Raw genomic sequence first — 25,233 nt, forward strand, 5'->3', positions numbered from 1 at the left:
AGCGCTCTTAGTTCAGGCGAAATCCGGCGACAACCGCTGCACCAGTGAGAGGCAAACTGCGCTAAAACAGGGCAGGAAATGGGTTTTAATGGAGAGATAATTTATCAGCGATCACAAAAGCGATATTTCATCCCGCGAATGCATAATTCTGCTCTTTAAAACCCGGCTTTGCCGTTGCAATCAGACAATTATTCACTATATATGCAAATTAAGTGAATATTGTCAGCGTATAACTCATTGATATTCCGTTGTGATGACCATTTTATGCATTAATTGTCTGGCTGGCACGTTAACTGCACTCTACAGTAGGGCTGCACTACAACATCCTTTAACAATTTTAAAACATAAGCTTTACCTGGCCGGTAAAGTAAAGCAGGAGAGTGGGTTATGGCACTGCACGTTTCACGTCACGATTTCGATCAATGGATGATGCCGGTTTATGCACCTGCGACCTTTATACCGGTTCGCGCAGAAGGCTCCACCGTCTGGGATCAAAACGGTAAAGACTATATCGACTTTGCCGGTGGCATCGCTGTTAATGCGTTAGGGCATGCGCATCCGGCATTGCAGCAGGCGTTGCAGGAACAGGCCGCACGGTTATGGCACACCGGTAATGGCTACACTAACGAACCGATCCTGCGTCTGGCGAAGCAGTTGATCGACGCCACCTTCGCTGACCGGGTGTTCTTCTGTAACTCCGGGGCGGAAGCGAACGAAGCGGCGCTGAAGCTGGCCCGTAAAGTGGCACATGACCGTGTCGGCCCGCATAAAAGTGGCATCGTGGCGTTTAAGAATGCGTTTCACGGTCGCACCCTGTTTACCGTGTCAGCCGGTGGTCAGCCCGCCTACTCAAAAGATTTTGCGCCGCTACCGCCTGAGATCCAGCATGCACCGTTTAACGATCTGGCTGCAGCCGCTGAACTGATTAATGACCATACCTGCGCCGTCATTGTTGAACCGATCCAGGGTGAGGGCGGCGTGCTGCCTGCCGATCCGGCGTTCCTGCGTGGACTGCGTGAACTCTGTGATAAGCATCAGGCGGTGCTGATTTTTGATGAGGTGCAGAGCGGCGTGGGTCGTACTGGTTCGCTCTACGCCTATATGCATTATGGCGTCACGCCGGATGTCCTCACCAGCGCCAAAGCGCTGGGCGGCGGCTTCCCGATAGGGGCGATGCTGACCCGCGACGATCTGGCGCTGGTGATGGGCGTCGGCACCCATGGCACCACCTATGGCGGCAATCCGCTGGCGGGCGCGGTCGCGGGTAAAGTGATGGAGCTGATCAACCAGCCTGACATGATGGCGGGTGTCACGCAGCGTCACGAGTGGATTGTCGCGGCCCTGGATGAGATCAATCAGCGCCTGCATCTGTTTAAAGAGGTGCGCGGTCTGGGTCTGCTGATTGGCGCGGTGCTCAGCGATGACTTTGCCGGTAAAGCCAAAGAGATCAATCTGGCCGCCGCCGAGATGGGCGTGATGGTGCTGATTGCGGGGGCTAACGTGGTCCGTTTTGCCCCCGCGCTGAATATCAGTGAGCAGGAGGTAAAGCTCGGCATGGCACGCTTTGCCGAGGTATGTGAACGCCTGGTACGAGGGTCCGCATCATGATGATAATCCGTCCGGTTGAACGCGATGATTTAAGCCAGCTGATGGCGCTGGCCGGTAAAACCGGCGGCGGGCTGACCTCTCTGCCCGTTGATAGCGCCACGTTACAGGCGCGTATCGATCGATCGCTGCAGACCTGGGAGGAGTCGCTGCCGCGCGCTGAGCAGGGCTATGTCTTTGTGCTGGCGGACAGTGAAGATAACCGCGCCGTGGGCATCTGCGCCATTGAGGTAGCGGTCGGCCTGCAGGATCCCTGGTACAACTTTCGCGTCGGCACCCAGGTGCACGCTTCGAAAGAACTGAATGTCTATGCCGCGCTGCCAACCCTGTCGCTGAGTAACGATCACACCGGCAGCAGTGAGCTCTGCACGCTGTTTCTCGATCCCGATTACCGTGATGGCAAAAACGGCTATCTGCTGTCGAAGTCACGCTTCCTGTTTATGGCCAGTTTCCGTGAGCGTTTTACCAACCGGGTGGTGGCCGAGATGCGTGGCGTCAGCGATGAACAGGGTCATTCACCGTTCTGGGAGAGCGTCGGCAGCCGTTTCTTCTCAATGGAGTTCAGTAAAGCCGATTTTCTCAGCGGCACCGGCCAGAAGTCGTTTATCGCGGAGCTGATGCCGAAGCATCCACTCTATATCGACTACCTGACGCCAGAGGCGCAGGCCGTCATCGGACAGGTGCATCCACACACCGCCCCGGCCCGTGCCGTGCTGGAGGCGGAGGGCTTCCGCTACCTTAACTATGTTGACATCTTTGATGGCGGCCCGACGCTGGAGTGCGATATCGACCACATCCGCGCCGTGCGCAAAAGCCGTCTGCGCCGCGCAGAACGGGGTGAAAACCCGACGGATGCGCCGCTCTGTCTGGTTGCCAATAACCATTACCGCCAGTTCCGTGTGGCGCTGATCCCGGCCCATGCCGACGGCGACAGCGTGCAACTCACGGATGAACAGATGCGGGCGCTCCACTGCCAGCCGGGCGACAGCCTGCGCGTGGTGACGCTCTGCAAAGAGGAGAAAACAGCATGACGCACCTGATAAAGGGAGAATGGCTGAGCGGCGACGCGGAGATCCTGACCAAAGCGGATCCGGTCAGCGGCGAGACGCTATGGCAGGGCCAGGCGGCATCGGCCGCGCAGGTCACGACGGCCTGTGACGCGGCGCGCGCCGCCTTTCCGGCCTGGGCCAGACGCCCGCTGGCGGAACGGCAGGCGATCATAGAGAAATTTGCCGCCGGGCTTGAAGCGCATAAAACAGACATGGCAGAAACCATCGCCCGTGAAACCGGTAAGCCGCGCTGGGAAGCGCTGACTGAAGTCGGCGCAATGATCAATAAAATCGGCTTTTCGGTGAAGGCCTACCATAGCCGCACCGGTGAGCATCATGAAGGCGAAAGCTCGCTGCGCCATCGTCCGCACGGGGTACTGGCGGTATTTGGTCCCTATAACTTCCCCGGTCATCTGCCAAACGGGCATATCGTTCCGGCGCTGCTGGCAGGCAACTGCGTGGTCTTTAAACCCAGTGAACTGACGCCGCTGACCGCCGAGAAAACGGTTGAGATCTGGCTGGCCGCGGGCCTGCCAGCTGGCGTGCTGGCGCTGTTACAGGGCGGACGTGAAACCGGTCAGGTGCTGGCCACCTGTAGCCAGATTGATGGCCTGCTGTTTACCGGCAGTGCCCACACCGGCTATCAGCTGCATCGCCAGTTTGCCGGTCAGCCTGAGAAGATGCTGGCGCTGGAGATGGGCGGCAATAATGCTCTGATTGTAGAAGACCCTGCTGACCTGGATGCGGCCGTCAACATCACGTTGCAGTCCGCCTTTATTACCGCCGGTCAGCGCTGCACCTGCGCCCGGCGTCTGCTGGTTAAACGTGGCGAGGCGGGAGATGCGTTCCTGCAGCGGCTGGCTGAGGTGGCAGGGCGACTGCAACCGGCCGCCTGGAATGCTGAGCCGCAACCCTTTATGGGCAGTGTGATCTCCACCGGCGCGGCAGAGAAAATTATGGGTGAGTGGCAACATCGGGTGGAGGCGGGTGGCGAAGTGCTGCTGGCGATGCGCTGGCCGGATCGCCACAGCGCCATACTGACGCCAGGCATTATCGATTTAACTGGTGTGCAGGGCATCCCGGATGAAGAGGTCTTTGGCCCGCTGCTGAGCGTCGTCCGCTATGACACCTTTGATGAGGCGATTACGCTGGCGAACCAGACCCGTTACGGCCTGTCGTGCGGATTAATCTCGCCTTCGCGCCAGCAGTTTGATCAGCTGCTGCTGGAAGCGCGTGCCGGTATCGTCAACTGGAACAAACCGCTGACGGGCGCAGCCAGTACCGCGCCGTTTGGCGGCATTGGGGCGTCGGGTAACCATCGCGCCAGCGCCTGGTATGCGGCGGATTACTGCGCCTGGCCGATGGCCTCACTGGAGACGCCGGACCTGACGCTGCCCGCCACGCTGTCGCCGGGCCTGGATTTCTCCGCGACGGAGAAAACATCATGAAGGCAACCGAAGCCAACTTTGATGGACTGGTGGGATTAACGCACCACTATGCCGGGCTGTCGTTTGGTAACGAAGCTTCAACTCGCAACCAGCTGCAGCCCTCGAATCCCCGTCTGGCGGCAAAGCAGGGGCTGCTGAAGATGAAAGCGCTGGCCGACATGGGCTACGTGCAGGGCGTGATCCCGCCACATGAACGGCCCAATATTGCGGCGCTGCGTCAGCTCGGATTCAGCGGCAGCGATGAGCAGGTGCTGGCGGCAGCCGGGAAAACTGCGCCGGGATTACTCTCCGCCTGCAGCTCCGCGTCGGCGATGTGGGTGGCCAATGCCGCTACGGTTTCGCCGTCCGCAGACAGCCTGGATGGCCGGGTTCACTTGACGGTGGCAAACCTTAACAACAAATTCCACCGGGCGATGGAAGCGCCGGAAACGGCCTGGCTGCTGCGTTCCATCTTTCGCGACGATCGCCATTTTGCGGTGCACGATGCGCTACCGCAGGTGGCGATGTTTGGCGATGAAGGGGCGGCTAACCACAACCGGCTCGGCGGCGCCTATGGCGAGCGCGGCGTGCAGCTGTTTGTCTATGGCCGCGACAGCAGCCATGAGGGCAACGCTCCGCAACGTTATCCGGCGCGGCAGACCCGTGAGGCCAGCGAGGCGGTGGCCCGTCTGCATCATCTTTCACCCGAAAGCGTGCTGTTCGCGCAGCAGAATCCTGCGGTGATCGATCAGGGCGTGTTTCATAACGATGTGATTGCGGTCAGCAACCAGCAGATGCTGTTCTGTCATCAGCACGCCTTTGTTAATCAGCCTGAGCTGCTGGCGCAGCTTCGGGCGAGCGTGCCCGGCTTTGTGGCACTGGAAGTACCAGCAGATCGGGTCTCGGTAAAAGAGGCGGTAGAGACCTATCTGTTTAACAGCCAGCTGCTCAGCCGTCCCGACGGCAGCATGATGCTGGTGCTGCCGGAAGAGTCGCGTCAGCATCCGGGTGTCTGGCGCTATCTGTGCGAACAGGTCGAAGGTGACACGCCACTGAAAGCCCTGAAGGTGTTTGATCTGCGCGAAAGCATGTATAACGGGGGAGGCCCGGCCTGCCTGCGTTTGCGGGTGGTGCTGACGCCTCATGAGCAGCAGGCAGTCAATCCGGCGGTGCTGATGAACGACAGGCTCTTCAATACGCTGAATCACTGGGTTGACCGTCACTACCGCGATCGCCTGACCCAGGCCGACCTGGTCGACCCGCAGTTGCTGCGTGAGGGACGTGACGCGCTGGATGAACTGACGAAGCTGCTAGACTTAGGAAATGTATATGCATTTCAGCAGTGAAGGAGGGGGCAGCTCAGGCTGCTGCCTGGGCAGAGCGAAAAGGAGGAACGATGCAGGACTTTTTACAGCAAACGCTCTCCGGCGAAGTACCGCGTAAGCGTAGTGGTGAAACGGCGCATCTTCGCTGGCAGTGGTTGTATCACGGCATACTGTTAATGGAGCCAACGGTGCCGGTTAAACAGGCGCTGGTGCTTTCCGCCGGGATCCACGGTAATGAAACCGCCCCGGTTGAAATCGTGAACCAGCTGATTAATCCCCTGCTGCGCGGCGAAAAACCGTTGCATCAGCGCATGCTGGTGATTCTGGGTAATCCGTCAGCGTTGCGGGCCGGCAAGCGCTATGTGCGCTATGACATTAACCGGCTGTTTGGCGGACGCTGGCAGCAGATTGATGATGGCGATGAGGCCCGCCGCGTGCTGCGGCTGGAGCAGACGCTGGAAACGTTCTGGCAGCTGGGCGAGTGCGATGAGACGCGCTGGCATCTCGACATGCACACGGCGATTCGCGGCTCTTACCATCCTCAGTTCGGCGTGATGCCGCACAACGAGCGCCCCTGGCCGCCCGGGTTTCTCGACTGGCTGGCCGCAGCCGGTCTGGAAGCGCTGGTATTTCATCGTGCGCCGGGTGGCACCTTTACTCATTTCAGCTGCGAGCACTTCGGTGCGGCCAGCTGCACCCTGGAGCTGGGCAAAGCGTTGCCGTTTGGCGAGAACGATCTCAGTCAGTTCAGTGCGGCACAGCAGGCGCTGGCATCATTACTCTATGGTGAAGCCATGCCCGTCACTACGGTTAAGCCGCGCCATTATCGGGTCGCGCAGCAGATCACCCGGCTGAGTGAGCACTTTACGCTGCATATGTCACCGGAAACGCTGAACTTTACCGCCTTTCCACAGGGGACGTTGCTGGCGGAAGATGGCAACACCCGCTATTACGTGCAGCAGGCACGGGAATATGTGCTATTCCCGAATCCCAACGTAGCAGCCGGATTGCGTGCCGGGCTGATGCTGATAGAAGAGGGCGAACAGACCCAGGCACTGCCGGTCTGATACCTGAAGTTACCGGCGCCGTTCATCGGTGCTAAAAAATCGGCAGGAAAAGCGGGAGAGAGCCTTCCGCTTTCCTGTCGTAACCATTACACTCCTCCATGATTTCTGCGAAATTCGCTGTAAATTCATAAACGTTTTCAATTCCTCACGCCTTTCTTCTTATTCTCTTCATGATTGCCCGATTTTTATCTTTTATGCTTTCACGGCTTTACTCAGGCTCTGAGTAGTTGACGTTCAGCGTCGTATGCTTGTTTCCGAAGACGCGACAGAGTGCTGTCGTCATTATCATGAATTATAAGGACACGATTATGCGCAAACTGACTTCCCTTTTACTGGCTTCTTCGCTGGCGTTTGGTGCAGCCACCGCCGTCCATGCAGCAGCAGATAACCTGACTCCACCGCCAGCAGGCAGCGAAAAAGCGATGCACAAACCGCCAATGCGCCACGGCCCGGAGATGATGTTTAAAGGTCTGAACCTGACCGACGCGCAGAAAACGCAGATGCGCGACATCATGAAAGAGAGCCACAAAGATATGCAGCGTCCGTCGCTGGATGAGCGTCGCGCAGCCCACAGCATCATTGCCTCTGACAGCTTTGACCAGAGCAAAGCAGAAGCGCAGGCAGAAAAAATGTCCGCCAATGCAAAAGAGCATGCGCTGAAGATGCTGCAAACGCAGAACAAGCTCTATAACGTGCTGACGCCGGAGCAGAAAAAACAGTACAACGCGAACTTTGAAAAGCGTCTGACTGAGAAAGGCCCGCACGAAGGAAAAATGGCACCGCCAGCAGAACCGGCTGAATAACCTTAATTAAGCCAACGGTTTGAGACCGCCGATGCTGTCCACTGAAATGAGTGGGCAGCATCGGCGGTTTTTTTATAGCGGAAGAATAGGGTAGGCACCCGACAGAATCGGGCGGCAGAGGATTTTGTAGCCGTCGTGGTCAAAACCGCCTTTGGGCCGCTGCAGTTTTCTGGCTTCATCCATGCTGCTGACCGAACCGAGATAGAACCAGTGGTCGATGACGTGTATCTGCGTCATCTCTTTGCCTTCCTCCACCAGACCTACGGCACCCTGCCACGGCCAGCAAAAGACCCGCACATTTTCCAGCGCTTCCAGCAGACGATCCTGATGATCGCTGACCGGCTCTTTACCGCAGCAGGCACCGGCGCAGCGGCGCAGTGCTGAACGGAAGCAGCCTCGTCCCGCACTCAGCGCTTCCAGACCCAGCAGGCCATGACAGAGCTGATACTCATCCGCAAGCTGCTTCAGTCGTTCAAGGGCGGCAAAGCGGCTGCGATAGAGGCCAAACAGGTTGGGAGACTGACTGAAATCGAGATCTTTTGCGTAAACCACATTTGGTTTGCCATCGGTAATCTGCAGCGAGCAGAGCTGCCGGTTTTTGCGCAGTCGCTTATTAAATAGCGGTTGCTGAGTTTTGATCATCTGCGCTTCCAGCAGCAGTGCGCCGAGATCGCCTGCGGTAGGGATCCAGCTGACTCGCCGCGACTGACGCAGCATTTTCGCCTCATCAGGGGTGCGGAAATGGGACATCACCCGCGAACGCAGATTGACACTTTTACCGATATAGAGCGGCAGTGACTCACTCTCGCCGTGAAAGGTATAGACGCCAGGATGATTCGGCAGGCCTTCCAGCCATTCACGCAGGTGTTCAGGATATTGATAAATTGTATTCGCGTCGGGTTCGGGGCGAAGAATGGCAGCACGTCTGGCCAAAATGGACTCCATTTACTGGTTGTCCATACAGCATAACAGGCAGGTGAAATGATCGCCAGCCGTCTGGTTAAAGACGCCGTGTCGCCAGCCAGCAGATCAGCGAACCCAGCGTAATCATCGCGACCCCCTGCCAGAAGACCAGCGGCGGTTTCAGGCCGAGCCATAGCGATCCCAGCAGGGCCGACAGCACGGGTGTGAAATACGAGGCAGTGGCCAGCAGCGTCAGGTTGCCCTGCTGAATCCCGTAGTTCCAGGCGGAGTAGGCGATGGCGGTAGAGAGGCCAACAAACAGCACCTCCAGCAGCGGTACCAGTGCAAAGGTCATCGGCGCAGAATGACCGCTGAAGGCATATTTGATCCACAGCGCCAGCGCGGTCAGGATAAAAAACAGCGTAACGCCGTTCGAACCCCGGGCAAAGCGGCGGGTAACGTTGTTGTAGAGCGCCCAGGCCAGGGCGGCGATAAAGGCGAGTGCATAGGCGACAGGATTACGCAGCATGTTCTGCCATAGCAGCGCAGGCGAGCCGCTGCCGCTGCCTTTCATCACCCAGACGATACCCAGCAGCGACAGCAGCAGTCCGGGCCAGAGCCAGACGCGGAAACGTTGCTGATTAAATGGGATCGCCAGCACGATGGTGAGGCAGGGCCAGAGATAGTTAATCATCCCCAGCTCCAGCGACTGACTGCGATCGCTGGCCAGCCCGATAGCCAGCGCCAGAGAAATTTCGTAGCCCACGAAGAGGATGCCGCCCAGCCATAAATAGATTGCAGGCATTGCGCCGGGCTTTGGCAGGCCGCGCGTCAGGCAGAGTAGCATGGCGGTAGTGCTGTAGATCAGTGCCGCGCCGCCAGTGGCACCAAAGGCTTCACTGACGCTGCGCAGCAGGCCAACGGTGGTGCTCCAGAGCAGAATGGCGATGAGCCCGATAAGGGTGGCGCGCGAAACGGTGGCAGGCATACAGCGATCAACAAGGTGAGTGAGAGAAGCCTCCCTTGCCGGGGCAAAGGAGGCGCGGGATTACTTCCAGAAGTCGTCAAATACCGTGATCGGCGGGCGACGTTTGTGCTCAGTTTTCAGATACCAGCCTTCGATGATGCGGGCGTTATCAGGATTGATGGCTTTCCCTTCCAGATAATCATCGATCATCTCGTAGGTGACACCCAGCGCCACTTCATCCTGCAGGCCTGGACGATCATCTTCCAGATCGGCAGTCGGCTTCTTCAGGTAGAGATGTTCCGGACAGCCAAGATGCTTCAGCAGCTGTTTGCCCTGGCGCTTGTTCAGGCGGAAAAGCGGGTTGATGTCAGTGCCGCCATCGCCATACTTGGTGAAGAATCCGGTGACCGCTTCCGCCGCGTGATCGGTCCCAACCACTACCCCTTTGGTCATGCCGGCAATGCTGTATTGCGCTTTCATTCGCTCGCGCGCTTTTTCATTGCCGCGCACGAAGTCGGAAAGCGTGATGCCCGCGTCTTTCAGCGCACGCTCACTGGCCAGCACCGACTCTTTGATATTGACCACCAGCGAACGGTCAGGCTTGATGAAAGCCAGCGCGTCCTGGCAATCCTGCTCATCCGCCTGCACACCATAGGGCAGACGCACGGCAATGAAGGTATAGTCGTTGTCACCGCTCTCCTGACGCAACTCGCTGATCGCTGTTTGCGCCAGCTTACCCGCCAGCGTTGAATCCTGACCGCCGCTGATCCCCAGCACCAGCGTTTTCAGTCCGCTGTGACGTTTCAGGTAGGCTTTTAGAAAATCGACGCTGACGCGCACTTCCTGGTCGGCGTCGATAGCGGGTTTCACACCCAGTGCTTCAATAATTTCCTGCTGCAGTGACATGAACTTCTCCTCAGGTCAGTGGCTTGTCGGCTCGATGCGAACGTTTTAATAAAGCTAACGTGCCTTCGCCAAAACAACAAGCTTAAGCGGCAACTGATTAAGCCTTAACATTGCGAAATCAGTGAGTTTTTACCTGCGGCAGCGGTTTTTTCGCCAGCACGCTGAACATCAGAATTGCCATCATAAAGCAGCCGAAAATGGTGGCACACATGCTCAGTACCGAGGTGCCGCCGATGCCGGTGATCGGCACGGTAATCGCGCCCAGCGTGAACATGGTGACGCCAATCACGGCAGAGGCGCTGCCCGCGCGGTGGCCCTGACTCTGCATCGCCAGTGATGAGGCGGTGGTGGCGATCACGCCATTACTGGCGATGGTAAAGAACAGTGCGACCAGCAGCAGTGCCAGCGGTGCATGGAGCAGCGCAGTCAACAGTAGCAGGCTGGAGGCGACAAAGGCCAGCGTCAGCCCGCCTTTCAGCACCCGATACTCGCCCCAAAGCGGACAGAGACGGGCGCTGGTCTGCGAGGCAATGATCAGACCAAATCCGTTGGCCGCAAAGCAGAAGCTGAAGGCCTGAGGCGACAGGCCATAAATCTGCTGCAGCACGAACGGTGAGGCACCGATATAGGCGAACATCCCGGACATCATAAAGCCCTGCGTCAGGCAGAAGCCCATAAAGGGGCGATGGGTTATCACCTGACCCAGCGCGGCGTAAGCGGAGAAAATCGATCCTTTACTGCGCCGTTCTTCTGGCAGCGTTTCATGCAGCTTCCAGCGAGCCAGCAGGATCAGCAGAATGGCAATGCCGCCCAGCACCATAAAGATGCCGCGCCAGTTGACTATCGTCATCAGCACACCGCCCAGTACTGGTGCACCAATCGGCGCCAGACCGTTGACCAGCATCAGCAGCGCGAAGAAGCGCGTCAGCTCATGACCGCTATACAGGTCACGCGCAATCGCCCGTGACAGCACGGCGCCGCCCGCACCTGCTAACCCTTCAAACAGTCGTGCCAGCAGCAGCTGGTTAATATCCTGCGCCAGCGCACAGCCCATCGAGGCGATAAACAGTAGCACCAGTGACAGGGTCAGCGGGCGCAGGCGACCAAACTTATCGCTCATCGGGCCAAACAGCAGCTGGCCAACGCCCAGACCCAGCAGACCGGCGGTCAGACTCAGCTGCGCGGTTGCGGTTTCAGTGTGAAGATCCTGCGCCATTTGTGGCAGTGCAGGCAGATAGAGGTCAATGCAGAGCGGACCCAGTGCGGCCAGCAGGCCGAGCGTAATGGCGTAAACCAGGCGGTTAGAATGTACAGGGGTCATTTATCCTCGGAGTCGTCAGCGGTGGGGTGAAAAGAAAGCGGGCAAGGCAGTAAATTTCAGAGACCCGTAACGCCGCTATCACACTGATCAACGCCCTCGCTGATGATGGCCGATGAGTCTGACAACGAATCGTTACGGGGTGTCTGTTTTGCGAGGAAGTATACGTCTGCGTTGACAGCAAAACAGCTTTCTTTACGATATCCTGACATTTGCCATGCCACGAATTATTGCTCATTAACTTGATAAATCAGCATTTATGTTCCAGGCTTGTTTCCACATGGACAATCAATGAGGAACAACAAGATGAATAAAGTGATGGGATGTATCGCTGCGGCGCTGACGCTGGCTGCACTTTCTGGTTGTACGACTTACGATCGTGCTGAAAGCTACGTGACTAAGCCAGTCGTTAAGGATGTTAAAAAAGGTATGACCCGCGATCAGGTTCGTCAGATCGCCGGTACGCCGTCTACTGAAATCACCATGGTTCACGCGCGCGGCACCTGCCAGACTTACGTACTGGGTCAGCGCGACGGTAAAGCACAGACTTACTTCGTGAGCTATAACGACACTGGCCGTGTGATGAACTACGGCTTCCAGAGCTGTGCGGAATATGACACCGATCCGCAGGTTCAGCAGTAATACGTAGCACCCCTGAATAGCAAACGGCCCGTCGTCATGACGGGCCGTTTTTCGTTGCGGCGCGGACTACAATCCCGCCGGACGCGGCACCTCAACATAATCGCCGTCTATCTGCCGCTGGTAGTAGTGGCCGTCCTGCACATAGAAACGTTTACCATTAAAGTCGAGTACCCGCATTTCACTGCTGACCCGCGACTCTGCTGGCGGCTCGACCACCACATACTCTTCGCCATGACGCTGATAATAACTGCCGTTCAGCAGGTAGTAGGTCAGTCCGCCAATCAGCACCGCGGTAGCGGCTTCAGGTAAAAAACGCACCGGGCCAGGACCGCCCCAGTGGGGGCCGGGTCCGCCATGTCGACCCCATCCACCCGGGCCCCAGTCGCCAGGGTGGGCGAAAGCCAGCGCGGGCGTCAACAGCGCCAGCGTCAGAAGCGAGGCAATAATTTTTTTCATCGGATGTCCTCCTCATAAGACTGGATGCAGAATTCGCTTTTTACCGGGTAAAGACAAGCACTAAAGCGGCGATTTTTCGCCTGTTTACCATGCTTAACGCTTTCTTAACGGCGTCGCCATCAATGGAGAGGATTATGGAGAGGAAGGGCGGAAATAACCTGGCGCGGGCGCGCCAGGTTTACAGCAGATTAACGGTGCGCCAGCTCGGCGTTGTCGTCACTTTCCAGTACGCGCTTATCGGTCAGACCTAACCAGCGGCTGGTCAGAGAACCGGCGGTCATCGAACCATTGACGTTCAGTGCCGTACGACCCATATCAATCAGCGGCTCAATAGAGATCAGCAGCGCCACCAGGGTGACAGGCAGGCCCATCGCAGGCAGAACAATCAGGGCGGCAAAGGTGGCACCGCCACCGACACCCGCCACACCTGCAGAGCTCAGCGTGACGATCCCGACCAGGGTTGCAATCCACAGCGGGTCAAACGGGTTGATCCCGACGGTTGGCGCAACCATCACGGCCAGCATGGTCGGATAGAGACCGGCACAGCCGTTCTGGCCGATAGTGGCACCAAAGGATGCCGCGAAGCTGGCAATCGACTCCGGCACGCCAAGACGACGGGTCTGCGTCTCTACGCTCAGCGGAATGCTCGCTGCGCTGGAACGGCTGGTGAAGGCGAAGGTGATAACCGGCCACACTTTACGGAAGAAGCGCAGCGGGTTGATGCCATTCACCGACAGCAGCAGGGCATGGACACCGAACATGATGGCCAGACCGAGATAAGAGGCGACCACAAAGCTGCCCAGCTTGATGATGTCCTGCAGGTTTGAACCGGCAACCACTTTGGTCATCAGCGCCAGCACACCATAGGGCGTCAGTTTCATCACTAAACGCACCAGCTTCATAACCCACGACTGCAGCGTGTCGATTGCGACCAGCACGCGCTGACCTTTCACTTCATCATCTTTCAGCAACTGCAGGGCAGCCACACCCAGGAAGGCGGCAAAGATGACGACGCTGATAATCGAGGTTGGATTAGCGCCGGTCAGATCGGCAAACGGGTTTTTCGGGATAAAGGAGAGCATCAGCTGTGGCACGCTCAGGTCAGAGACCTTGCCAACATAGTTGCTCTGGATCGCACTCAGCCGCGCGGTTTCCTGCACACCCTGAACCAGACCTTCCGCGCTCAGACCAAACAGGCCGGTCACGAAGACGCCGACCAGCGCGGAAATCGCGGTGGTAAACAGCAGTACGCCAATGGTCAGTACGCTGATTTTCCCCAGCGACGAGGCATTATGCAGACGGGCAACTGCGCTCAGAATAGAAACGAACACCAGCGGCATTACCACCATCTGCAGCAACTGGACATAGCCATTACCGACGATGTTAAACCAGCTGATAGACTCTTTTACCACTGCGCTGTTTTCGCCGTAGATCAACTGCAAAACCAGGCCGAACAGCACGCCGATCACCAGACCGGTCAGCACTTTTTTCGACAGGCTCCAGTTCTGACGGCTGAAGCGGGAGAGTAATACCAGCAGCACCACAAAGGCCACGATATTAAGCGTAAGAGGAAGGTCCATGCTGAAACTCCAGAGTAATGCGGCTTTCCCACCCGGGAAAGCCGCATAATGTTAATCACGAATTAAGACAGCAAGAATGGTAACAGCAGGCGGAGAGGGTGCCTTATATCCAAATGGCATGGTTTATAACTTAATGACGTTTTGTGCGGCTTTATTGCGCAGTATGACTGGAAATTAACCGCCCGACGCCATTTTGTAGCGTATCAAACAGCTGAGTCGGCCAGCCGTTTGCACCAAAAGATGGCATGCCGACCGGGAACCACAGCGCATAGCCTACCAGTCCCAGACATAACGCCCGCTCAAGCTGATTTCCTTTCTGACTGCGCAGAATCGGCAGACGGAAGCGCCAGCGGCAGGGCCACAGCAGCGGAACCCCGGCGGGCGTCAGCATATCGGCCACAATATGGCTGAGGTAGCCCAGCGTCAGACCCTGCAGTACGTCTGCCGGTATCGGCGACGACTGGGGCAGGTTTATCTGAAAAAGCCATAAACCGGCCGCCACTGCCAGCAGACTATGAGTAAAGCCCCGATGGCCGAACGCGCGCGCAATAGGATGAGAAAGCCAGCGTAGTCGCTGTCCCAGCAGAGATTTGGGGTGATCGATATCGGGCAGGAGGCATGTCAGCAGGGCTGAAGGAACGAGATGCCACCAGTCGGCCTGCGCCAGTACGGGTGTCAGCTCAGCACGTTTGGCAAAAATAGCGCTGGCAATGGCAAAAATGATGTGGCCTTCGCCCGTCATGATAGAACCTGGTTGCAAAGAAAGCTGTCGATGCATCCAGTATAGGGATTTATCCAGTAAATGAGAACATGTGACGCTGTAACGAAGCATGAATATTTTTAACAAGGCGGACAGCGATGAAACACTGTCCGCCCGTTCTGCCAGAAAGATTAACGGGCCAGCCAGCCGCCATCTACCGCCAGAGTATAGCCATTAACGTAATCAGACGCGGAAGAGGCCAGGAAAACTACCGGGCCCATCATGTCATCAGGTACGCCCCAGCGTCCTGCCGGGATACGCGCCAGGATCTCATCGCTTCGGGCCTGGTCTTTACGCAGCTGTTCAGTGTTATCGGTAGCCATATAGCCTGGGGCAATCGCATTAACATTAACGCCATGCTTCGCCCACTCGTTCGCCATCAGACGCGTTAAACCCATGACTGCGCTTTTTGACGCTGTATAGGAAGGCACCCGGATGCCGCCCTGGAACGACAGCATAGAGGCGATATTGATAATCTTACCGCCGTTACCCTGAGCAATAAACTGCCGAGCTACCTGCTGTGACAGGAAAAAGACCGTTTTACTGTTGATGTTCATCACATCATCCCAGTCCTGCTCGCTGAAGTTCAGTGCATCTTCACGACGGATAATCCCGGCGTTGTTGACAAGAATATCAATTCTGCCCGCGGCTGCGACCGCCTGCTCAACAACCTGCGACGCAACATCAGATTTCATCAGGTCAGCCGATATCGACCAGAAACGGCGGCCAAGTGCTTCAACTTTACGCTGCGTGTCGTCAGGTTCGAAACGGTTAACGCCGACAATATCGCAGCCAGCCTGAGCCAGCCCCAGAGCCATACCCTGACCCAGACCGGTATTACAACCGGTCACCATTGCCACTTTGCCTTTTAAATCAAACGTATTCAATACCATTTATGCTTCTCCTCTGCTTAACGCAGTTCGCTGATTTTGACGTGGTCCATGTCATCAAAGACCTGATTCTCACCCACCATGCCCCAGATAAAGGTGTAACGCTGGGTGCCGACGCCGGCATGAATTGACCAACTGGGTGAGATGACCGCCTGCTCGTTATGTACCAGCAGATGGCGGGTTTGCTGGGGTTCTCCCATCATGTGGAAGAGCGCGCTCTCTTCGCTCATATCGAAGTAGAAATAGACTTCCATGCGCCGTTCATGGGTGTGACAGGGCATGGTGTTCCACAGGCTGCCTTCATCCAGTCGGGTTAAGCCCATGGTGAGCTGGCAGGTGGGCAGCACATCCGGCACGATAAATTTGTTAATGGTGCGACGATTGGCAGTAGCAGCATCACCCAGCGTGGCGGTTGCGGCTTCCTGTAACGTAATCTTCTTATCCGGGAAGGTGCAGTGTGCGGGTGCGCTGTTGTAATAGAATTTAGCGGGCTGGGCCGGGTTCAGGCTGCGGAACAGCAGGTTGCGCGCACCTTTACCAATGTAAAGCGCCTCTTCATGACCGATTTCCCAGGCTTTACCGTCGACCTCAACCAGGCCCGGACCGCCAATGTTGATCATGCCCAGCTCGCGGCGTTCAAGAAAGTAACTGACGCCCAGCTGCTTTCCCATCTCATCACCGATAGTGACTGGCTTGTTAACCGGCATCACGCCACCAATGATGATGCGGTCGATGTGACTGTAGGTCAGGGTGTAATTGTCAGCGGAAAAAATCGTCTCAATCAGAAACTCGCGGCGCAGCGCTTCAGTGTCGAGCTGTTTAGCGTGATCGCTGTGAATGCTTTGGCGAACGTCCATCTCAGGCCTCTCTGCAGGTCAGGTTATTCATGCCCCGAATGGGGACGCTTCGGGCATCTTAGGCAGAGCGGGATGGGAATTCAATAAAAATGAAACGTTGTTTTATTTTTTGCGGAGTAGATCAACCGGCAGGCGCAGCGGGCAAAAAAAAAGCCCGCGCTGCGCGGGCTGTTTGTTATCCCTGCAGATGCTGCAGGCTAAGCTGGGTCAGATTTTCCAGCCGGACATCTGCCAGCGCCCAGCGCGGGTCGTCGCGATGTTCAGCGGCGGGCACCACAATCGACCGCATGCGGGCCGCTTTGGTGGCGATCATGCCATTGAACGAGTCTTCCAGCGTGACGCAGTTGAGTGGATCAATCGCCAGGCTGGCGGCGGCGTTAAGGTAGACCTGCGGATGGGGCTTGCTGTAGGGCAGTGCTTCTGCTGAAGCCAGCACATCGAAATAGTGGCGCAGGTTGAAGATCTCCAGTACCTGTTCCAGCATCATGAGCGGCGATGCTGAGGCCAGGCCGATTTTCATTCCCTGCTCCTGGCAGAGCTGCAGCGCCGTTTCCACGCCAGGCAGAAGCGGCCGCGTCTGATCCACCAGCGTCATGGCGCGCGCAATAATACGGTCAGTAACCTCCTGCTGAGAGGGGCCCTGCCAGGGCAGCGTTTCGTACCACATCCGCACAGTCTGGTCGATACGCAGGCCAAGGGTATCGGGCATTTCACTGCGTCGTGACAGGTCGACGTCCAGTGTTGAAAAGATATCCAGTTCAGCCTGATCCCACAGCGGTTCAGAATCGATCAGTAAGCCATCCATATCAAACAGGGCAGCAAGGACAGGGCGGTGCCAGGTCATCAGCGGTCTCCTTATAAATAAAGTCGGTTTAACCATAACATCATTCTCTCCTGACGCATGCTTCATCCGATTGACCACGCTTTATTTGGGAAATTTCTTCGTTGGCAGGTAGACTGACGGCAAATTGGATTCCAGGTTCAGGAGATATTATGACCTATCAACAGGCTGGCCGTATCGCCATCCTTAAGCGCGTGGTGGGCTGGGTGCTCTTTTTAGTGGCACTGCTGTCGACCATTATTTCAGTACTGAGCTTTATGTTTAAGCACAGCGAGAAGCAGCCGGGCATTGACGCCGTCATGCTTGATTTCGTCCATGTCATTGTCGATATGCTGCGCTTCAACACGCCATTCCTGAACGTTTTCTGGCATAACTCGCCAGTACCGGAATTTAATGGTCAGATGAACCTGGGTTTCTGGGTAATCTACATTCTGATTTTTGTCGGGCTGGCGCTGGAATCATCAGGCGCGCGGATGGGACGGCAGGCACGTCACGTCAAAGAGGGCATTGAAGATCAGATGATTCTGGAGCAGGCAAAGGGCAGTGAAGGACGCAGCCGTCAGCAACTGGAAGAGAAGGTGCGCGTTCCTCGTCACACCATCTTCCTGCAGATCTTCCCGCTTTATGTCCTGCCAGTGGTGATTGCGATAGCCGGATATTTTGCGCTGTCGCTGCTGGGCTTTATCTGACCGTGAACGCCGTCAGGCCGGCCTGGCCTGACGGGTACCGAGCGCATCCTCATCCAGCAACTGGCCAATGGCGAACTGCGCATCGCCAGGCCAGTGCCCGCCAAACACGTTAGCCCGGTTCAGCAGATAGTAGAGCTGATAGACCGGCAGACGCTGCGAAAAACCATCCGGCAGGGGCCACACGGCCTGATAGCCGTCGTAAATCTGGCGGGGCAGGTCAGGGTACCAGCTCAGCATGGCTAAATCGCACTCACGGTCGCCCCAGTAGCAGGCGGGATCGAACAGCCAGGGGCCACTGTCACTGCTGGCGCAGTTAGCGGGCCAGAGATCGCCATGCAGCAGCGACGGCTGCGGATGATGTGACGCAAGCACCCGCTGCACGGAGGCGATAATCAGCTCGGTATCCCCGTACTGAATCCCCTTTTCGGCCGCCAGCTGCAGCTGCCAGCCGATGCGCTGTTCGGCAAAAAAGACCGACCAGCGTCGCAGCCAGCTATTAGGCTGGGGCGTGGTGGTGATGTTGTTGTCGAAATCGAGGCCAAACTGTGTCTGCTCGCTCCACTGATGCAGGTGCGCCAGCTGCTGACCCAGCAGATATGCACTCTGCTCATCAAGCGGCTGTGGCCTGATGTACTCCAGCAACAGAAAGCTCTCCTCACGATGATGACCCACACCATACACCTTTGGCACCCGAACCGTGCCGGTGCGTGCCAGCAAGGCGAGCTGGTCTGCTTCCCAGGTAAAAAGCGACAGCATCTCGCGGCTGTTACTTTTAACGAAGACATCATGATCACCGTAGCGAATATGCCAGGTGGGGTGGATATCACCACCCGCAAGGGCGTGACGTTGAGTGATTTCGGCGTTGCCTAACTGCTCGCTTAACAGACGACTGATGGCTGACCACATAGGGCTATCCTCGTTGTTCGCTGCGTAAGTTCGATGCTGATGCCTGAATATTCACCAAAACCAGCGTGATTGCACCTTTTTATTCTGGCGCTGAGGTGGCGGGGCGATGACTGGCGGTGTCCCGCAGATACTCTTCAAAGGTCATAACAGTCACATCGGGTTTCTGACCCAGTGCGTTTTCACCGGCAGCCGCAACCTGCTGTCGCAGATCCTCAGCGTCCAGCGTACTGACAATGCCATAACTGTTCGTGCCCAGCTCATGGGGATGGCCGTTTTCATCAGCCAGCGTGGTGGTGAAACCGGCGGCGGTCATCGCGCTGGTGAGCTCCAGGATGTCACTTAATCCCGACTCCTGATAATGAAAGGTCACGATATAGCGGGTCAGGGCAGTGTTGCTCATAAGGCACCTCCGGGAAAGAGAAACTGAACTGAGCGTAGACTATGGTGAAAATTCAGGCGAATTATGAAAGAGATGCTGGGTGTCTGTCGTGACGCATAGCGTAAATCAGTGTCAGGAGCACTGCCCATGACGTAAAAATCTTTCTGCCGTTACGTCTGGCTTTTCATTTGGACAGCACTATAATGCGCGACGTTAATAAGATGAGTCCCAATTAACATGGGTTGTCAGGGTGATTCCAGGTATTTTGTGTAAGTTAATAATTTTTTACAAAACTTACCGTAAATTGCATTGAATGCCCGGCAAAACGCTTCAGACTCTCCGTTTTTTAAACAGTCGCACGGATCACATTTAATGAAAGCCTATAACAAGCTGTCTGCTGTTCTTTTGCTCTCCGCCGGAGCGTTTTGTCACCAGGCACTGGCCGATAACGCCGTATTCACCTCAATGGATGACCCTTCCACGGCTAAAAAGCCATTTGAAGGTTCTGCTTCTGCGGGATACCTGGCGCAAACCGGTAACACCACCAGTTCATCGCTGACGGCTCAGACCAATATGACCTGGTATCAGTCATCTATGGCCTACAGCTTGTGGGGTAACGCAGCAAACACCTCGTCAAATGATGAACGCTCTTCAGAGACGTACAACATCGGTGGTCGTTCACGCTATAACCTCAACTCCTATGACTACCTGTTTGGCCAGGCGAGCTGGTTAAGCGATCGTTTCAATGGTTATGATTCACGTGACGTGCTGACTGCCGGTTACGGTCGTCAGATCCTGAATGGTCCGGTGCACTCGCTGCGTGCGGAATTGGGTCCGGGTGTACGTTATGACGACTACCACGCTGGTGGTCATCAGACCAAGGCGCTTGGCTATGGCGCAGTGAGCTATCAGTGGCAGCTGACCGATACCACCAAATTTATTCAGGGCGTATCCGTGCTGAGCAGCTTCGGTGAAGACACCACGGTGAACTCCGAAACCGGCCTGCAGGTCGCTATCAATAGCCACTTCGCGCTGAAGCTGGCTTACAATGTCACCTGGAACAACAATCCGGCTGAGTCTGCGCCAGATCGCACCGACACCAAAACCTCAATCATGCTCTCTTACGCTATGTAAGCGCATTTTTGCCTGCGGCATGCCCGGCGGTCTGACACTGTGTGTCAGGCCGCTTTTTTTTGTTCGCTCCATGGCTTAGCGAAAAGGGGATGGTTTTTCTCGTCGGCGAAAACTGCTATCATCTGCTCCGCACTGCAATCCTGGCGACATTCCGACAATGTGGGTCTGATATCACGCCAGGTCACTCATTTTACATTACGTTGCATGTAAGCTTTCGTGTGGCTTACCACTGCAAATAAGGACATGAAATGCCTGTAATTACGCTTCCTGATGGCAGCCAGCGTGTGTTTGACCGCCCTGTCAGTGTCATGGATATTGCGCTGGACATCGGTCCAGGTCTGGCGAAAGCCTGTATCGCTGGCCGCGTTAACGGTGAACTGGTTGATGCTGTTGATCCCATCACCGAGGATGCCGCTGTTGCGATCATTACCGCAAAAGATGAAGCGGGTCTGGAAATTATCCGTCACTCCTGTGCGCACCTGTTAGGGCACGCAATTAAACAGCTGTGGCCGGATACCAAAATGGCGATTGGCCCGGTCATTGATAACGGCTTCTATTATGATGTCGACATCGATCGTACCCTGACCCAGGAAGATATCGACCTGCTGGAAAAACGCATGCATCAGTTGGCTGAAACCAACTACGATGTGGTGAAGAAAAAGGTCAGCTGGCAGGAAGCACGCGACGTCTTTGCGGCGCGCGGCGAAATCTACAAGACCACCATTCTTGATGAAAACATCAGCCATGACGATAAGCCTGGCCTGTATCATCACGAAGAATATGTCGACATGTGTCGCGGTCCGCACGTGCCGAACATGCGGTTTTGCCATCATTTTAAACTGCAGAAGATCTCCGGTGCCTACTGGCGCGGCGACAGCAGCAACAAAATGCTGCAGCGTATTTATGGCACCGCATGGGCAGACAAAAAGCAACTGGCAGCCTATCTGCAGCGTCTGGAAGAGGCGGCGAAGCGTGACCATCGTAAGATTGGTAAGCAGCTGGATCTTTACCACATGCAGGAAGAAGCACCCGGTATGGTCTTCTGGCATAATGACGGCTGGACTATCTTCCGCGAGCTGGAAGTGTTTGTCCGCAGCAAATTAAAAGAGTACCAGTACCAGGAAGTGAAAGGTCCGTTCATGATGGACCGCGTCCTGTGGGAAAAAACCGGGCACTGGGAAAACTATAAAGAAGCCATGTTCACCACCTCATCTGAGAACCGTGAATACTGCATCAAACCGATGAACTGTCCTGGACACGTTCAGATCTTTAATCAGGGTCTGAAATCCTACCGTGACCTGCCGCTGCGTATGGCAGAGTTTGGTAGCTGTCACCGTAATGAGCCCTCAGGTGCGCTGCACGGTCTGATGCGCGTTCGCGGCTTTACCCAGGATGATGCACACGTCTTCTGTACAGAAGAGCAGGTGCGTGACGAAGTGAACAGCTGTATCCGCATGGTTTATGACATGTACAGCACCTTCGGCTTTGAAAAGATTGTGGTGAAGTTATCCACCCGTCCTGAGAAACGCATCGGTACAGATGAGATGTGGGATCGTGCCGAGGAAGACCTGGCCGCTGCGCTGAACGAAAACAACATTGAGTTTGAGTTCCAGCCAGGTGAAGGCGCGTTCTACGGCCCTAAAATTGAGTTCACTTTGTACGATTGTCTTGATCGCGCCTGGCAGTGCGGAACCGTTCAGCTAGACTTCTCCCTGCCAAAACGCCTTGAAGCAACCTACGTGGGTGAAAACAACGATCGCCAGACGCCAGTGATGATTCACCGGGCGATTCTGGGATCGATGGAGCGCTTCATCGGTATTCTTACCGAAGAATTCGCCGGTTTCTTCCCAACCTGGCTGGCACCGCTGCAAGTTGTGGTAATGAATATTACCGACGGACAAGCGGAATATGTTGAGTCTTTGACGCGTAAGCTGCAGAATGCTGGCATTCGTGTGAAGGCAGACTTGAGAAATGAGAAGATAGGCTTTAAAATCCGCGAGCACACATTACGTCGCGTCCCTTATATGTTGGTCTGCGGTGATAAAGAGGTGGAATCTGGCAAAGTTGCCGTTCGCACCCGCCGTGGTAAAGACCTGGGATCGATGGATGTCGATCTATTTGTTGAGAAACTTCAACAAGAGATTCGCAGCCGAAATCTTCACCAATTGGAGGAATAAAGTATTAAAGGCGGAAAACGAGTACTACCGACGCGTCCGAACAAAATTAACAGTGAAATCCGCGCAACTGAAGTGCGCTTAACGGGCATGGATGGCGAGCCGATTGGCATTGTCACATTACGCGAAGCTCTGGAAAAAGCCGAGGAAGCGGGCGGCGACTTAGTCGAAATCAGCCCGAATGCCGAACCGCCGGTCTGCCGTATTATGGATTACGGCAAGTTCCTCTATGAAAAAAGCAAATCTTCTAAGGAACAGAAGAAGAAGCAAAAAGTTATTCAGGTTAAGGAAATCAAATTCCGTCCTGGAACCGATGATGGCGACTATCAGGTCAAACTACGCAACCTGATTCGCTTTCTGGAAGATGGCGATAAAGCCAAAATCACGCTCCGCTTCCGCGGTCGTGAGATGGCGCACCAGCAGATCGGTATGGAAGTGCTTAACCGCGTCCGTAAAGACCTGTGTGAAGATCTGGATTTGGCCATTGTCGAATCCTTCCCTTCGAAGATCGAAGGCCGCCAGATGATCATGGTGCTCGCTCCTAAGAAGAAACAGTAGGCTTTCAAGTAGCAAGGACCGCGCAGCGTTCGCGCTGTGCGGTTATCTGTTCGCCTGTCTGGGTCATGTTATTAACAATGCGAAGTGGATATTTTTAAAATGCCAAAGATTAAAACTGTACGTGGCGCGGCTAAGCGCTTCAAGAAGACCGCTTCTGGCGGCTTCAAGCGTAAACACGCAAACCTGCGTCATATTCTGACTAAAAAATCTACTAAGCGTAAACGTCACCTGCGCCCTAAAGGCATGGTGTCAAAAGGCGATCTGGGTCTGGTTATTGCCTGCCTGCCGTACGCATAAGTAAATTTTTTTCATTAATTCAGAATATTAAACAGGAGAGCTAAATGGCTCGTGTAAAACGTGGTGTAGTTGCTCGCGCACGTCACAAAAAAATCTTAAAACAAGCTAAAGGCTATTACGGTGCACGTTCACGTGTTTACCGTGTTGCTTTCCAGGCTGTTATCAAAGCTGGTCAGTATGCTTACCGTGACCGTCGTCAGCGTAAGCGTCAGTTCCGTCAGCTGTGGATCGCGCGTATCAACGCAGCGGCGCGTCAGAACGGCATGTCTTACAGCCGTTTCATCAATGGTCTGAAAAAAGCAGCTATTGAGATTGACCGTAAGATCCTGGCCGACATCGCAGTATTCGACAAAGTGGCATTCTCTGCACTGGTCGAAAAAGCGAAATCAGCCCTGGCGTAAGTCAGATGGAAAAGGGAGCTTGCTCCCTTTTTTATTGCCTGTAACTTACGCAAAAGATTGACATTTTCGTCGCTGAGCTTTTCAATAGACCCCCTGTATCGCATGACAAGGTAACCGCAAGCATGAATGCTGCTATTTTCCGTTTCTTTTTTTACTTTAGCGCCTGACATTCGGGGGCTTTTGCGCATAAGAGAAGAAACGAAAAATCGCGCTAAAAGCCTCCCTCGTGGAGGCTTTTTTGTTTCTGGCGCTAGCATATTGGACCGGCAGGTCCCAACGAGAACTGACCAGCCTGACTGGAAAAAGAGGAAACTATGTCCCAACTCGCAGAACTGGTGGCCAGCGCCACGGCGGCCATCGACGGGGCGATGGATATCGCCGCCCTTGACGCGGTGCGCGTCGAATACCTGGGTAAGAAAGGACATCTGACACTGCAGATGACGACGTTGCGCGAGCTGCCAGCAGAAGAGCGTCCTGCAGCGGGTGCGGTAATCAATGAAGCGAAGCAGCAGGTCACCGATCGACTGAATGCCCGTAAAGACGCACTGGAAGCCGCGGTGCTGAATGCCCGTCTGGCGGAAGAGACCATCGATGTCTCGCTACCGGGGCGTCGTATCGAGAATGGCGGTCTGCATCCGGTCACCCGCACCATGGATCGCATTGAGACCTTCTTTGGCGAGTTAGGCTTTGGTGTGGTAACAGGGCCCGAAATTGAAGATGATTATCATAACTTCGATGCGCTGAATATTCCTGCACACCACCCGGCACGTGCCGATCACGACACCTTCTGGTTTGACGCCACGCGTCTGCTGCGTACGCAGACCTCTGGCGTGCAGATCCGCACCATGCAGGCTCAGCAGCCGCCTATCCGCATTATTGCGCCCGGCCGCGTCTACCGTAACGATTACGACCAGACGCACACGCCGATGTTCCATCAGATGGAAGGGCTGATCGTGGATAAAAACATCAGCTTTACCAACCTGAAAGGCACGTTGCACGATTTCCTGAACAACTTCTTCGAAGAAGATTTGCAGATTCGCTTCCGTCCTTCTTATTTCCCATTCACTGAGCCATCGGCAGAAGTGGATGTTATGGGTAAAAACGGTAAGTGGCTGGAAGTGCTGGGTTGCGGCATGGTGCACCCTAACGTGCTGCGCAACGTCGGCATCGATCCGGAAGTTTACTCTGGTTTCGCCTTTGGTATGGGCATGGAGCGTCTGACCATGTTGCGCTATGGCGTGACCGATCTGCGTGCTTTCTTCGAAAATGATTTACGTTTCCTCAAACAATTTAAGTAAG

The 25,233-nt window shown here is 55.6% G+C and carries 27 protein-coding genes and 1 other annotated feature; of the genes, 15 read left to right on the plus strand and 12 right to left on the minus strand.

The window, feature by feature from the left end; all coding sequences use genetic code 11:
• The first annotated feature begins 387 nt into the window (after positions 1–387).
• From AC6I8C_RS08175 to spy, 6 genes are all read left to right on the plus strand, one after another.
• A complete protein-coding gene (locus AC6I8C_RS08175; protein ID WP_497822137.1) occupies positions 388–1,608 on the plus strand; it encodes an aspartate aminotransferase family protein in 1,221 nt (406 codons plus the stop codon).
• Positions 1,605–2,636, plus strand: coding sequence for an arginine N-succinyltransferase (astA, locus tag AC6I8C_RS08180; RefSeq protein WP_497822138.1), 1,032 nt, complete (start codon positions 1,605–1,607; stop codon positions 2,634–2,636). The genes AC6I8C_RS08175 and astA overlap by 4 nt, the downstream gene beginning before the upstream one ends.
• Complete coding sequence (astD, locus tag AC6I8C_RS08185; protein ID WP_497822139.1) at positions 2,633–4,102, plus strand: succinylglutamate-semialdehyde dehydrogenase; 1,470 nt, start codon at positions 2,633–2,635, stop codon at positions 4,100–4,102. Before astA ends, astD begins: the two co-directional genes overlap by 4 nt.
• Positions 4,099–5,427: an N-succinylarginine dihydrolase gene (gene astB / locus AC6I8C_RS08190; protein ID WP_497822140.1), complete on the plus strand. Its 1,329-nt coding sequence runs from the start codon at positions 4,099–4,101 to the stop codon at positions 5,425–5,427. The genes astD and astB overlap by 4 nt, the downstream gene beginning before the upstream one ends.
• 50 nt (positions 5,428–5,477) lie before the next feature.
• Positions 5,478–6,473, plus strand: a complete 996-nt coding sequence (astE, locus tag AC6I8C_RS08195; protein WP_497822141.1) for a succinylglutamate desuccinylase — start codon at positions 5,478–5,480, stop codon at positions 6,471–6,473.
• A gap of 308 nt (positions 6,474–6,781) precedes the next feature.
• On the plus strand, positions 6,782–7,276 hold the full coding sequence (gene spy, locus AC6I8C_RS08200) for an ATP-independent periplasmic protein-refolding chaperone Spy (RefSeq protein ID WP_098050769.1): 495 nt from the start codon (positions 6,782–6,784) through the stop codon (positions 7,274–7,276).
• Between the two features lie 72 nt (positions 7,277–7,348).
• On the opposite strand, the gene cho is transcribed toward spy, so the two are convergent.
• The 4 genes from cho to AC6I8C_RS08220 form a co-directional block, all read right to left on the minus strand.
• The gene (gene cho, locus AC6I8C_RS08205) at positions 7,349–8,209 is read right to left on the minus strand and encodes an excinuclease Cho (protein ID WP_033782915.1); all 861 of its coding nucleotides are present in this window, start codon (positions 8,207–8,209) and stop codon (positions 7,349–7,351) included.
• Between the two features lie 67 nt (positions 8,210–8,276).
• Positions 8,277–9,167 (minus strand): aromatic amino acid DMT transporter YddG, encoded by an 891-nt coding sequence (gene yddG, locus AC6I8C_RS08210; RefSeq protein ID WP_497822142.1) that lies wholly within the window; start codon positions 9,165–9,167, stop codon positions 8,277–8,279.
• Positions 9,168–9,227: 60 nt separating this feature from the next.
• Complete coding sequence (nadE, locus tag AC6I8C_RS08215) at positions 9,228–10,052, minus strand: NAD(+) synthase (RefSeq protein ID WP_497822143.1); 825 nt, start codon at positions 10,050–10,052, stop codon at positions 9,228–9,230.
• A gap of 118 nt (positions 10,053–10,170) precedes the next feature.
• The gene (locus AC6I8C_RS08220) at positions 10,171–11,373 is read right to left on the minus strand and encodes a multidrug effflux MFS transporter (protein ID WP_497822144.1); all 1,203 of its coding nucleotides are present in this window, start codon (positions 11,371–11,373) and stop codon (positions 10,171–10,173) included.
• 303 nt (positions 11,374–11,676) lie between these two features.
• On the opposite strand from AC6I8C_RS08220, the gene osmE reads away from it, so the two are divergent.
• Positions 11,677–12,012: an osmotically-inducible lipoprotein OsmE gene (gene osmE / locus AC6I8C_RS08225; RefSeq protein WP_010245718.1), complete on the plus strand. Its 336-nt coding sequence runs from the start codon at positions 11,677–11,679 to the stop codon at positions 12,010–12,012.
• Between the two features lie 66 nt (positions 12,013–12,078).
• Here osmE and AC6I8C_RS08230 read toward each other — a convergent pair whose 3' ends face one another.
• From AC6I8C_RS08230 to hxpB, 6 genes are all read right to left on the minus strand, one after another.
• Complete coding sequence (locus AC6I8C_RS08230) at positions 12,079–12,468, minus strand: DUF6515 family protein (protein ID WP_013357670.1); 390 nt, start codon at positions 12,466–12,468, stop codon at positions 12,079–12,081.
• A 188-nt stretch (positions 12,469–12,656) separates the two neighbouring features.
• The gene (locus AC6I8C_RS08235) at positions 12,657–14,048 is read right to left on the minus strand and encodes an L-cystine transporter (RefSeq protein WP_497822145.1); all 1,392 of its coding nucleotides are present in this window, start codon (positions 14,046–14,048) and stop codon (positions 12,657–12,659) included.
• 151 nt (positions 14,049–14,199) lie between these two features.
• Positions 14,200–14,790 carry a metal-dependent hydrolase gene (locus tag AC6I8C_RS08240; RefSeq protein ID WP_497822146.1) on the minus strand — a complete coding sequence of 197 codons (591 nt, stop codon included), beginning with the start codon at positions 14,788–14,790 and terminating at the stop codon, positions 14,200–14,202.
• A 149-nt stretch (positions 14,791–14,939) separates the two neighbouring features.
• Positions 14,940–15,701, minus strand: coding sequence for a 2-dehydro-3-deoxy-D-gluconate 5-dehydrogenase KduD (kduD, locus tag AC6I8C_RS08245; protein ID WP_497822147.1), 762 nt, complete (start codon positions 15,699–15,701; stop codon positions 14,940–14,942).
• A 17-nt stretch (positions 15,702–15,718) separates the two neighbouring features.
• On the minus strand, positions 15,719–16,555 hold the full coding sequence (gene kduI / locus AC6I8C_RS08250) for a 5-dehydro-4-deoxy-D-glucuronate isomerase (protein WP_497822148.1): 837 nt from the start codon (positions 16,553–16,555) through the stop codon (positions 15,719–15,721).
• Positions 16,556–16,730: 175 nt separating this feature from the next.
• Positions 16,731–17,399, minus strand: a complete 669-nt coding sequence (hxpB, locus tag AC6I8C_RS08255; RefSeq protein ID WP_497822149.1) for a hexitol phosphatase HxpB — start codon at positions 17,397–17,399, stop codon at positions 16,731–16,733.
• A gap of 149 nt (positions 17,400–17,548) precedes the next feature.
• On the opposite strand from hxpB, the gene AC6I8C_RS08260 reads away from it, so the two are divergent.
• Positions 17,549–18,085, plus strand: a complete 537-nt coding sequence (locus tag AC6I8C_RS08260) for a YniB family protein (RefSeq protein ID WP_497822150.1) — start codon at positions 17,549–17,551, stop codon at positions 18,083–18,085.
• A 12-nt stretch (positions 18,086–18,097) separates the two neighbouring features.
• Here the strand turns inward: AC6I8C_RS08260 and AC6I8C_RS08265 are convergent, their stop codons facing one another.
• Positions 18,098–18,991: a fructosamine kinase family protein gene (locus AC6I8C_RS08265; RefSeq protein WP_150012794.1), complete on the minus strand. Its 894-nt coding sequence runs from the start codon at positions 18,989–18,991 to the stop codon at positions 18,098–18,100.
• Between the two features lie 79 nt (positions 18,992–19,070).
• Entirely contained in the window at positions 19,071–19,391 is a 321-nt protein-coding gene (gene ghoS / locus AC6I8C_RS08270) for a type V toxin-antitoxin system endoribonuclease antitoxin GhoS (protein ID WP_222924113.1), read from the minus strand.
• A gap of 351 nt (positions 19,392–19,742) precedes the next feature.
• Between ghoS and AC6I8C_RS08275 the strand changes: the two genes are divergently transcribed.
• The 7 genes from AC6I8C_RS08275 to pheS all read left to right on the plus strand — a co-directional run bounded on the left by AC6I8C_RS08275 (position 19,743) and on the right by pheS (position 25,232).
• Complete coding sequence (locus tag AC6I8C_RS08275; RefSeq protein ID WP_497822151.1) at positions 19,743–20,504, plus strand: DUF481 domain-containing protein; 762 nt, start codon at positions 19,743–19,745, stop codon at positions 20,502–20,504.
• A 248-nt stretch (positions 20,505–20,752) separates the two neighbouring features.
• The gene (gene thrS / locus AC6I8C_RS08280; protein ID WP_419964152.1) at positions 20,753–22,681 is read left to right on the plus strand and encodes a threonine--tRNA ligase; all 1,929 of its coding nucleotides are present in this window, start codon (positions 20,753–20,755) and stop codon (positions 22,679–22,681) included.
• Between the two features lie 3 nt (positions 22,682–22,684).
• Positions 22,685–23,236: a translation initiation factor IF-3 gene (gene infC / locus AC6I8C_RS08285; protein WP_033732471.1), complete on the plus strand. Its 552-nt coding sequence runs from the start codon at positions 22,685–22,687 to the stop codon at positions 23,234–23,236.
• A gap of 99 nt (positions 23,237–23,335) precedes the next feature.
• Positions 23,336–23,533 (plus strand): 50S ribosomal protein L35, encoded by a 198-nt coding sequence (gene rpmI / locus AC6I8C_RS08290; RefSeq protein ID WP_004157374.1) that lies wholly within the window; start codon positions 23,336–23,338, stop codon positions 23,531–23,533.
• 44 nt (positions 23,534–23,577) lie between these two features.
• Positions 23,578–23,934 carry a 50S ribosomal protein L20 gene (gene rplT, locus AC6I8C_RS08295; RefSeq protein WP_003853267.1) on the plus strand — a complete coding sequence of 119 codons (357 nt, stop codon included), beginning with the start codon at positions 23,578–23,580 and terminating at the stop codon, positions 23,932–23,934.
• A 117-nt stretch (positions 23,935–24,051) separates the two neighbouring features.
• Positions 24,052–24,177, plus strand: a sequence feature (Phe leader region).
• Entirely contained in the window at positions 24,057–24,101 is a 45-nt protein-coding gene (gene pheM / locus AC6I8C_RS08300) for a pheST operon leader peptide PheM (RefSeq protein WP_106120997.1), read from the plus strand. (Overlaps the previous feature by 45 nt.)
• A 71-nt stretch (positions 24,178–24,248) precedes the next feature.
• Positions 24,249–25,232 carry a phenylalanine--tRNA ligase subunit alpha gene (gene pheS / locus AC6I8C_RS08305; protein ID WP_497822152.1) on the plus strand — a complete coding sequence of 328 codons (984 nt, stop codon included), beginning with the start codon at positions 24,249–24,251 and terminating at the stop codon, positions 25,230–25,232.
• Position 25,233 lies beyond the last annotated feature (1 nt).

This window comes from Pantoea sp. X-Soil-YNGN-844, assembly GCF_059730595.1.

Bases quoted from the DNA above. Each gene is read 5' to 3' on its own strand.
- spy (WP_098050769.1), top strand. From the start codon at position 6,782: ATGCGCAAACTGACTTCCCTTTTACTGGCTTCTTCGCTGGCGTTTGGT.
- nadE (WP_497822143.1), bottom strand. From the start codon at position 10,052: ATGTCACTGCAGCAGGAAATTATTGAAGCACTGGGTGTGAAACCCGCT.
- AC6I8C_RS08235 (WP_497822145.1), bottom strand. From the start codon at position 14,048: ATGGACCTTCCTCTTACGCTTAATATCGTGGCCTTTGTGGTGCTGCTG.
- AC6I8C_RS08240 (WP_497822146.1), bottom strand. From the start codon at position 14,790: ATGACGGGCGAAGGCCACATCATTTTTGCCATTGCCAGCGCTATTTTT.
- rpmI (WP_004157374.1), top strand. From the start codon at position 23,336: ATGCCAAAGATTAAAACTGTACGTGGCGCGGCTAAGCGCTTCAAGAAG.
- astA (WP_497822138.1), top strand. From the start codon at position 1,605: ATGATGATAATCCGTCCGGTTGAACGCGATGATTTAAGCCAGCTGATG.
- pheS (WP_497822152.1), top strand. From the start codon at position 24,249: ATGTCCCAACTCGCAGAACTGGTGGCCAGCGCCACGGCGGCCATCGAC.
- yddG (WP_497822142.1), bottom strand. From the start codon at position 9,167: ATGCCTGCCACCGTTTCGCGCGCCACCCTTATCGGGCTCATCGCCATT.
- AC6I8C_RS08175 (WP_497822137.1), top strand. From the start codon at position 388: ATGGCACTGCACGTTTCACGTCACGATTTCGATCAATGGATGATGCCG.
- AC6I8C_RS08275 (WP_497822151.1), top strand. From the start codon at position 19,743: ATGAAAGCCTATAACAAGCTGTCTGCTGTTCTTTTGCTCTCCGCCGGA.
- rplT (WP_003853267.1), top strand. From the start codon at position 23,578: ATGGCTCGTGTAAAACGTGGTGTAGTTGCTCGCGCACGTCACAAAAAA.
- AC6I8C_RS08265 (WP_150012794.1), bottom strand. From the start codon at position 18,991: ATGTGGTCAGCCATCAGTCGTCTGTTAAGCGAGCAGTTAGGCAACGCC.
- astE (WP_497822141.1), top strand. From the start codon at position 5,478: ATGCAGGACTTTTTACAGCAAACGCTCTCCGGCGAAGTACCGCGTAAG.
- hxpB (WP_497822149.1), bottom strand. From the start codon at position 17,399: ATGACCTGGCACCGCCCTGTCCTTGCTGCCCTGTTTGATATGGATGGC.
- thrS (WP_419964152.1), top strand. From the start codon at position 20,753: ATGCCTGTAATTACGCTTCCTGATGGCAGCCAGCGTGTGTTTGACCGC.
- ghoS (WP_222924113.1), bottom strand. From the start codon at position 19,391: ATGAGCAACACTGCCCTGACCCGCTATATCGTGACCTTTCATTATCAG.
- astB (WP_497822140.1), top strand. From the start codon at position 4,099: ATGAAGGCAACCGAAGCCAACTTTGATGGACTGGTGGGATTAACGCAC.
- AC6I8C_RS08220 (WP_497822144.1), bottom strand. From the start codon at position 11,373: ATGACCCCTGTACATTCTAACCGCCTGGTTTACGCCATTACGCTCGGC.
- osmE (WP_010245718.1), top strand. From the start codon at position 11,677: ATGAATAAAGTGATGGGATGTATCGCTGCGGCGCTGACGCTGGCTGCA.
- AC6I8C_RS08260 (WP_497822150.1), top strand. From the start codon at position 17,549: ATGACCTATCAACAGGCTGGCCGTATCGCCATCCTTAAGCGCGTGGTG.
- AC6I8C_RS08230 (WP_013357670.1), bottom strand. From the start codon at position 12,468: ATGAAAAAAATTATTGCCTCGCTTCTGACGCTGGCGCTGTTGACGCCC.
- kduI (WP_497822148.1), bottom strand. From the start codon at position 16,555: ATGGACGTTCGCCAAAGCATTCACAGCGATCACGCTAAACAGCTCGAC.
- astD (WP_497822139.1), top strand. From the start codon at position 2,633: ATGACGCACCTGATAAAGGGAGAATGGCTGAGCGGCGACGCGGAGATC.
- kduD (WP_497822147.1), bottom strand. From the start codon at position 15,701: ATGGTATTGAATACGTTTGATTTAAAAGGCAAAGTGGCAATGGTGACC.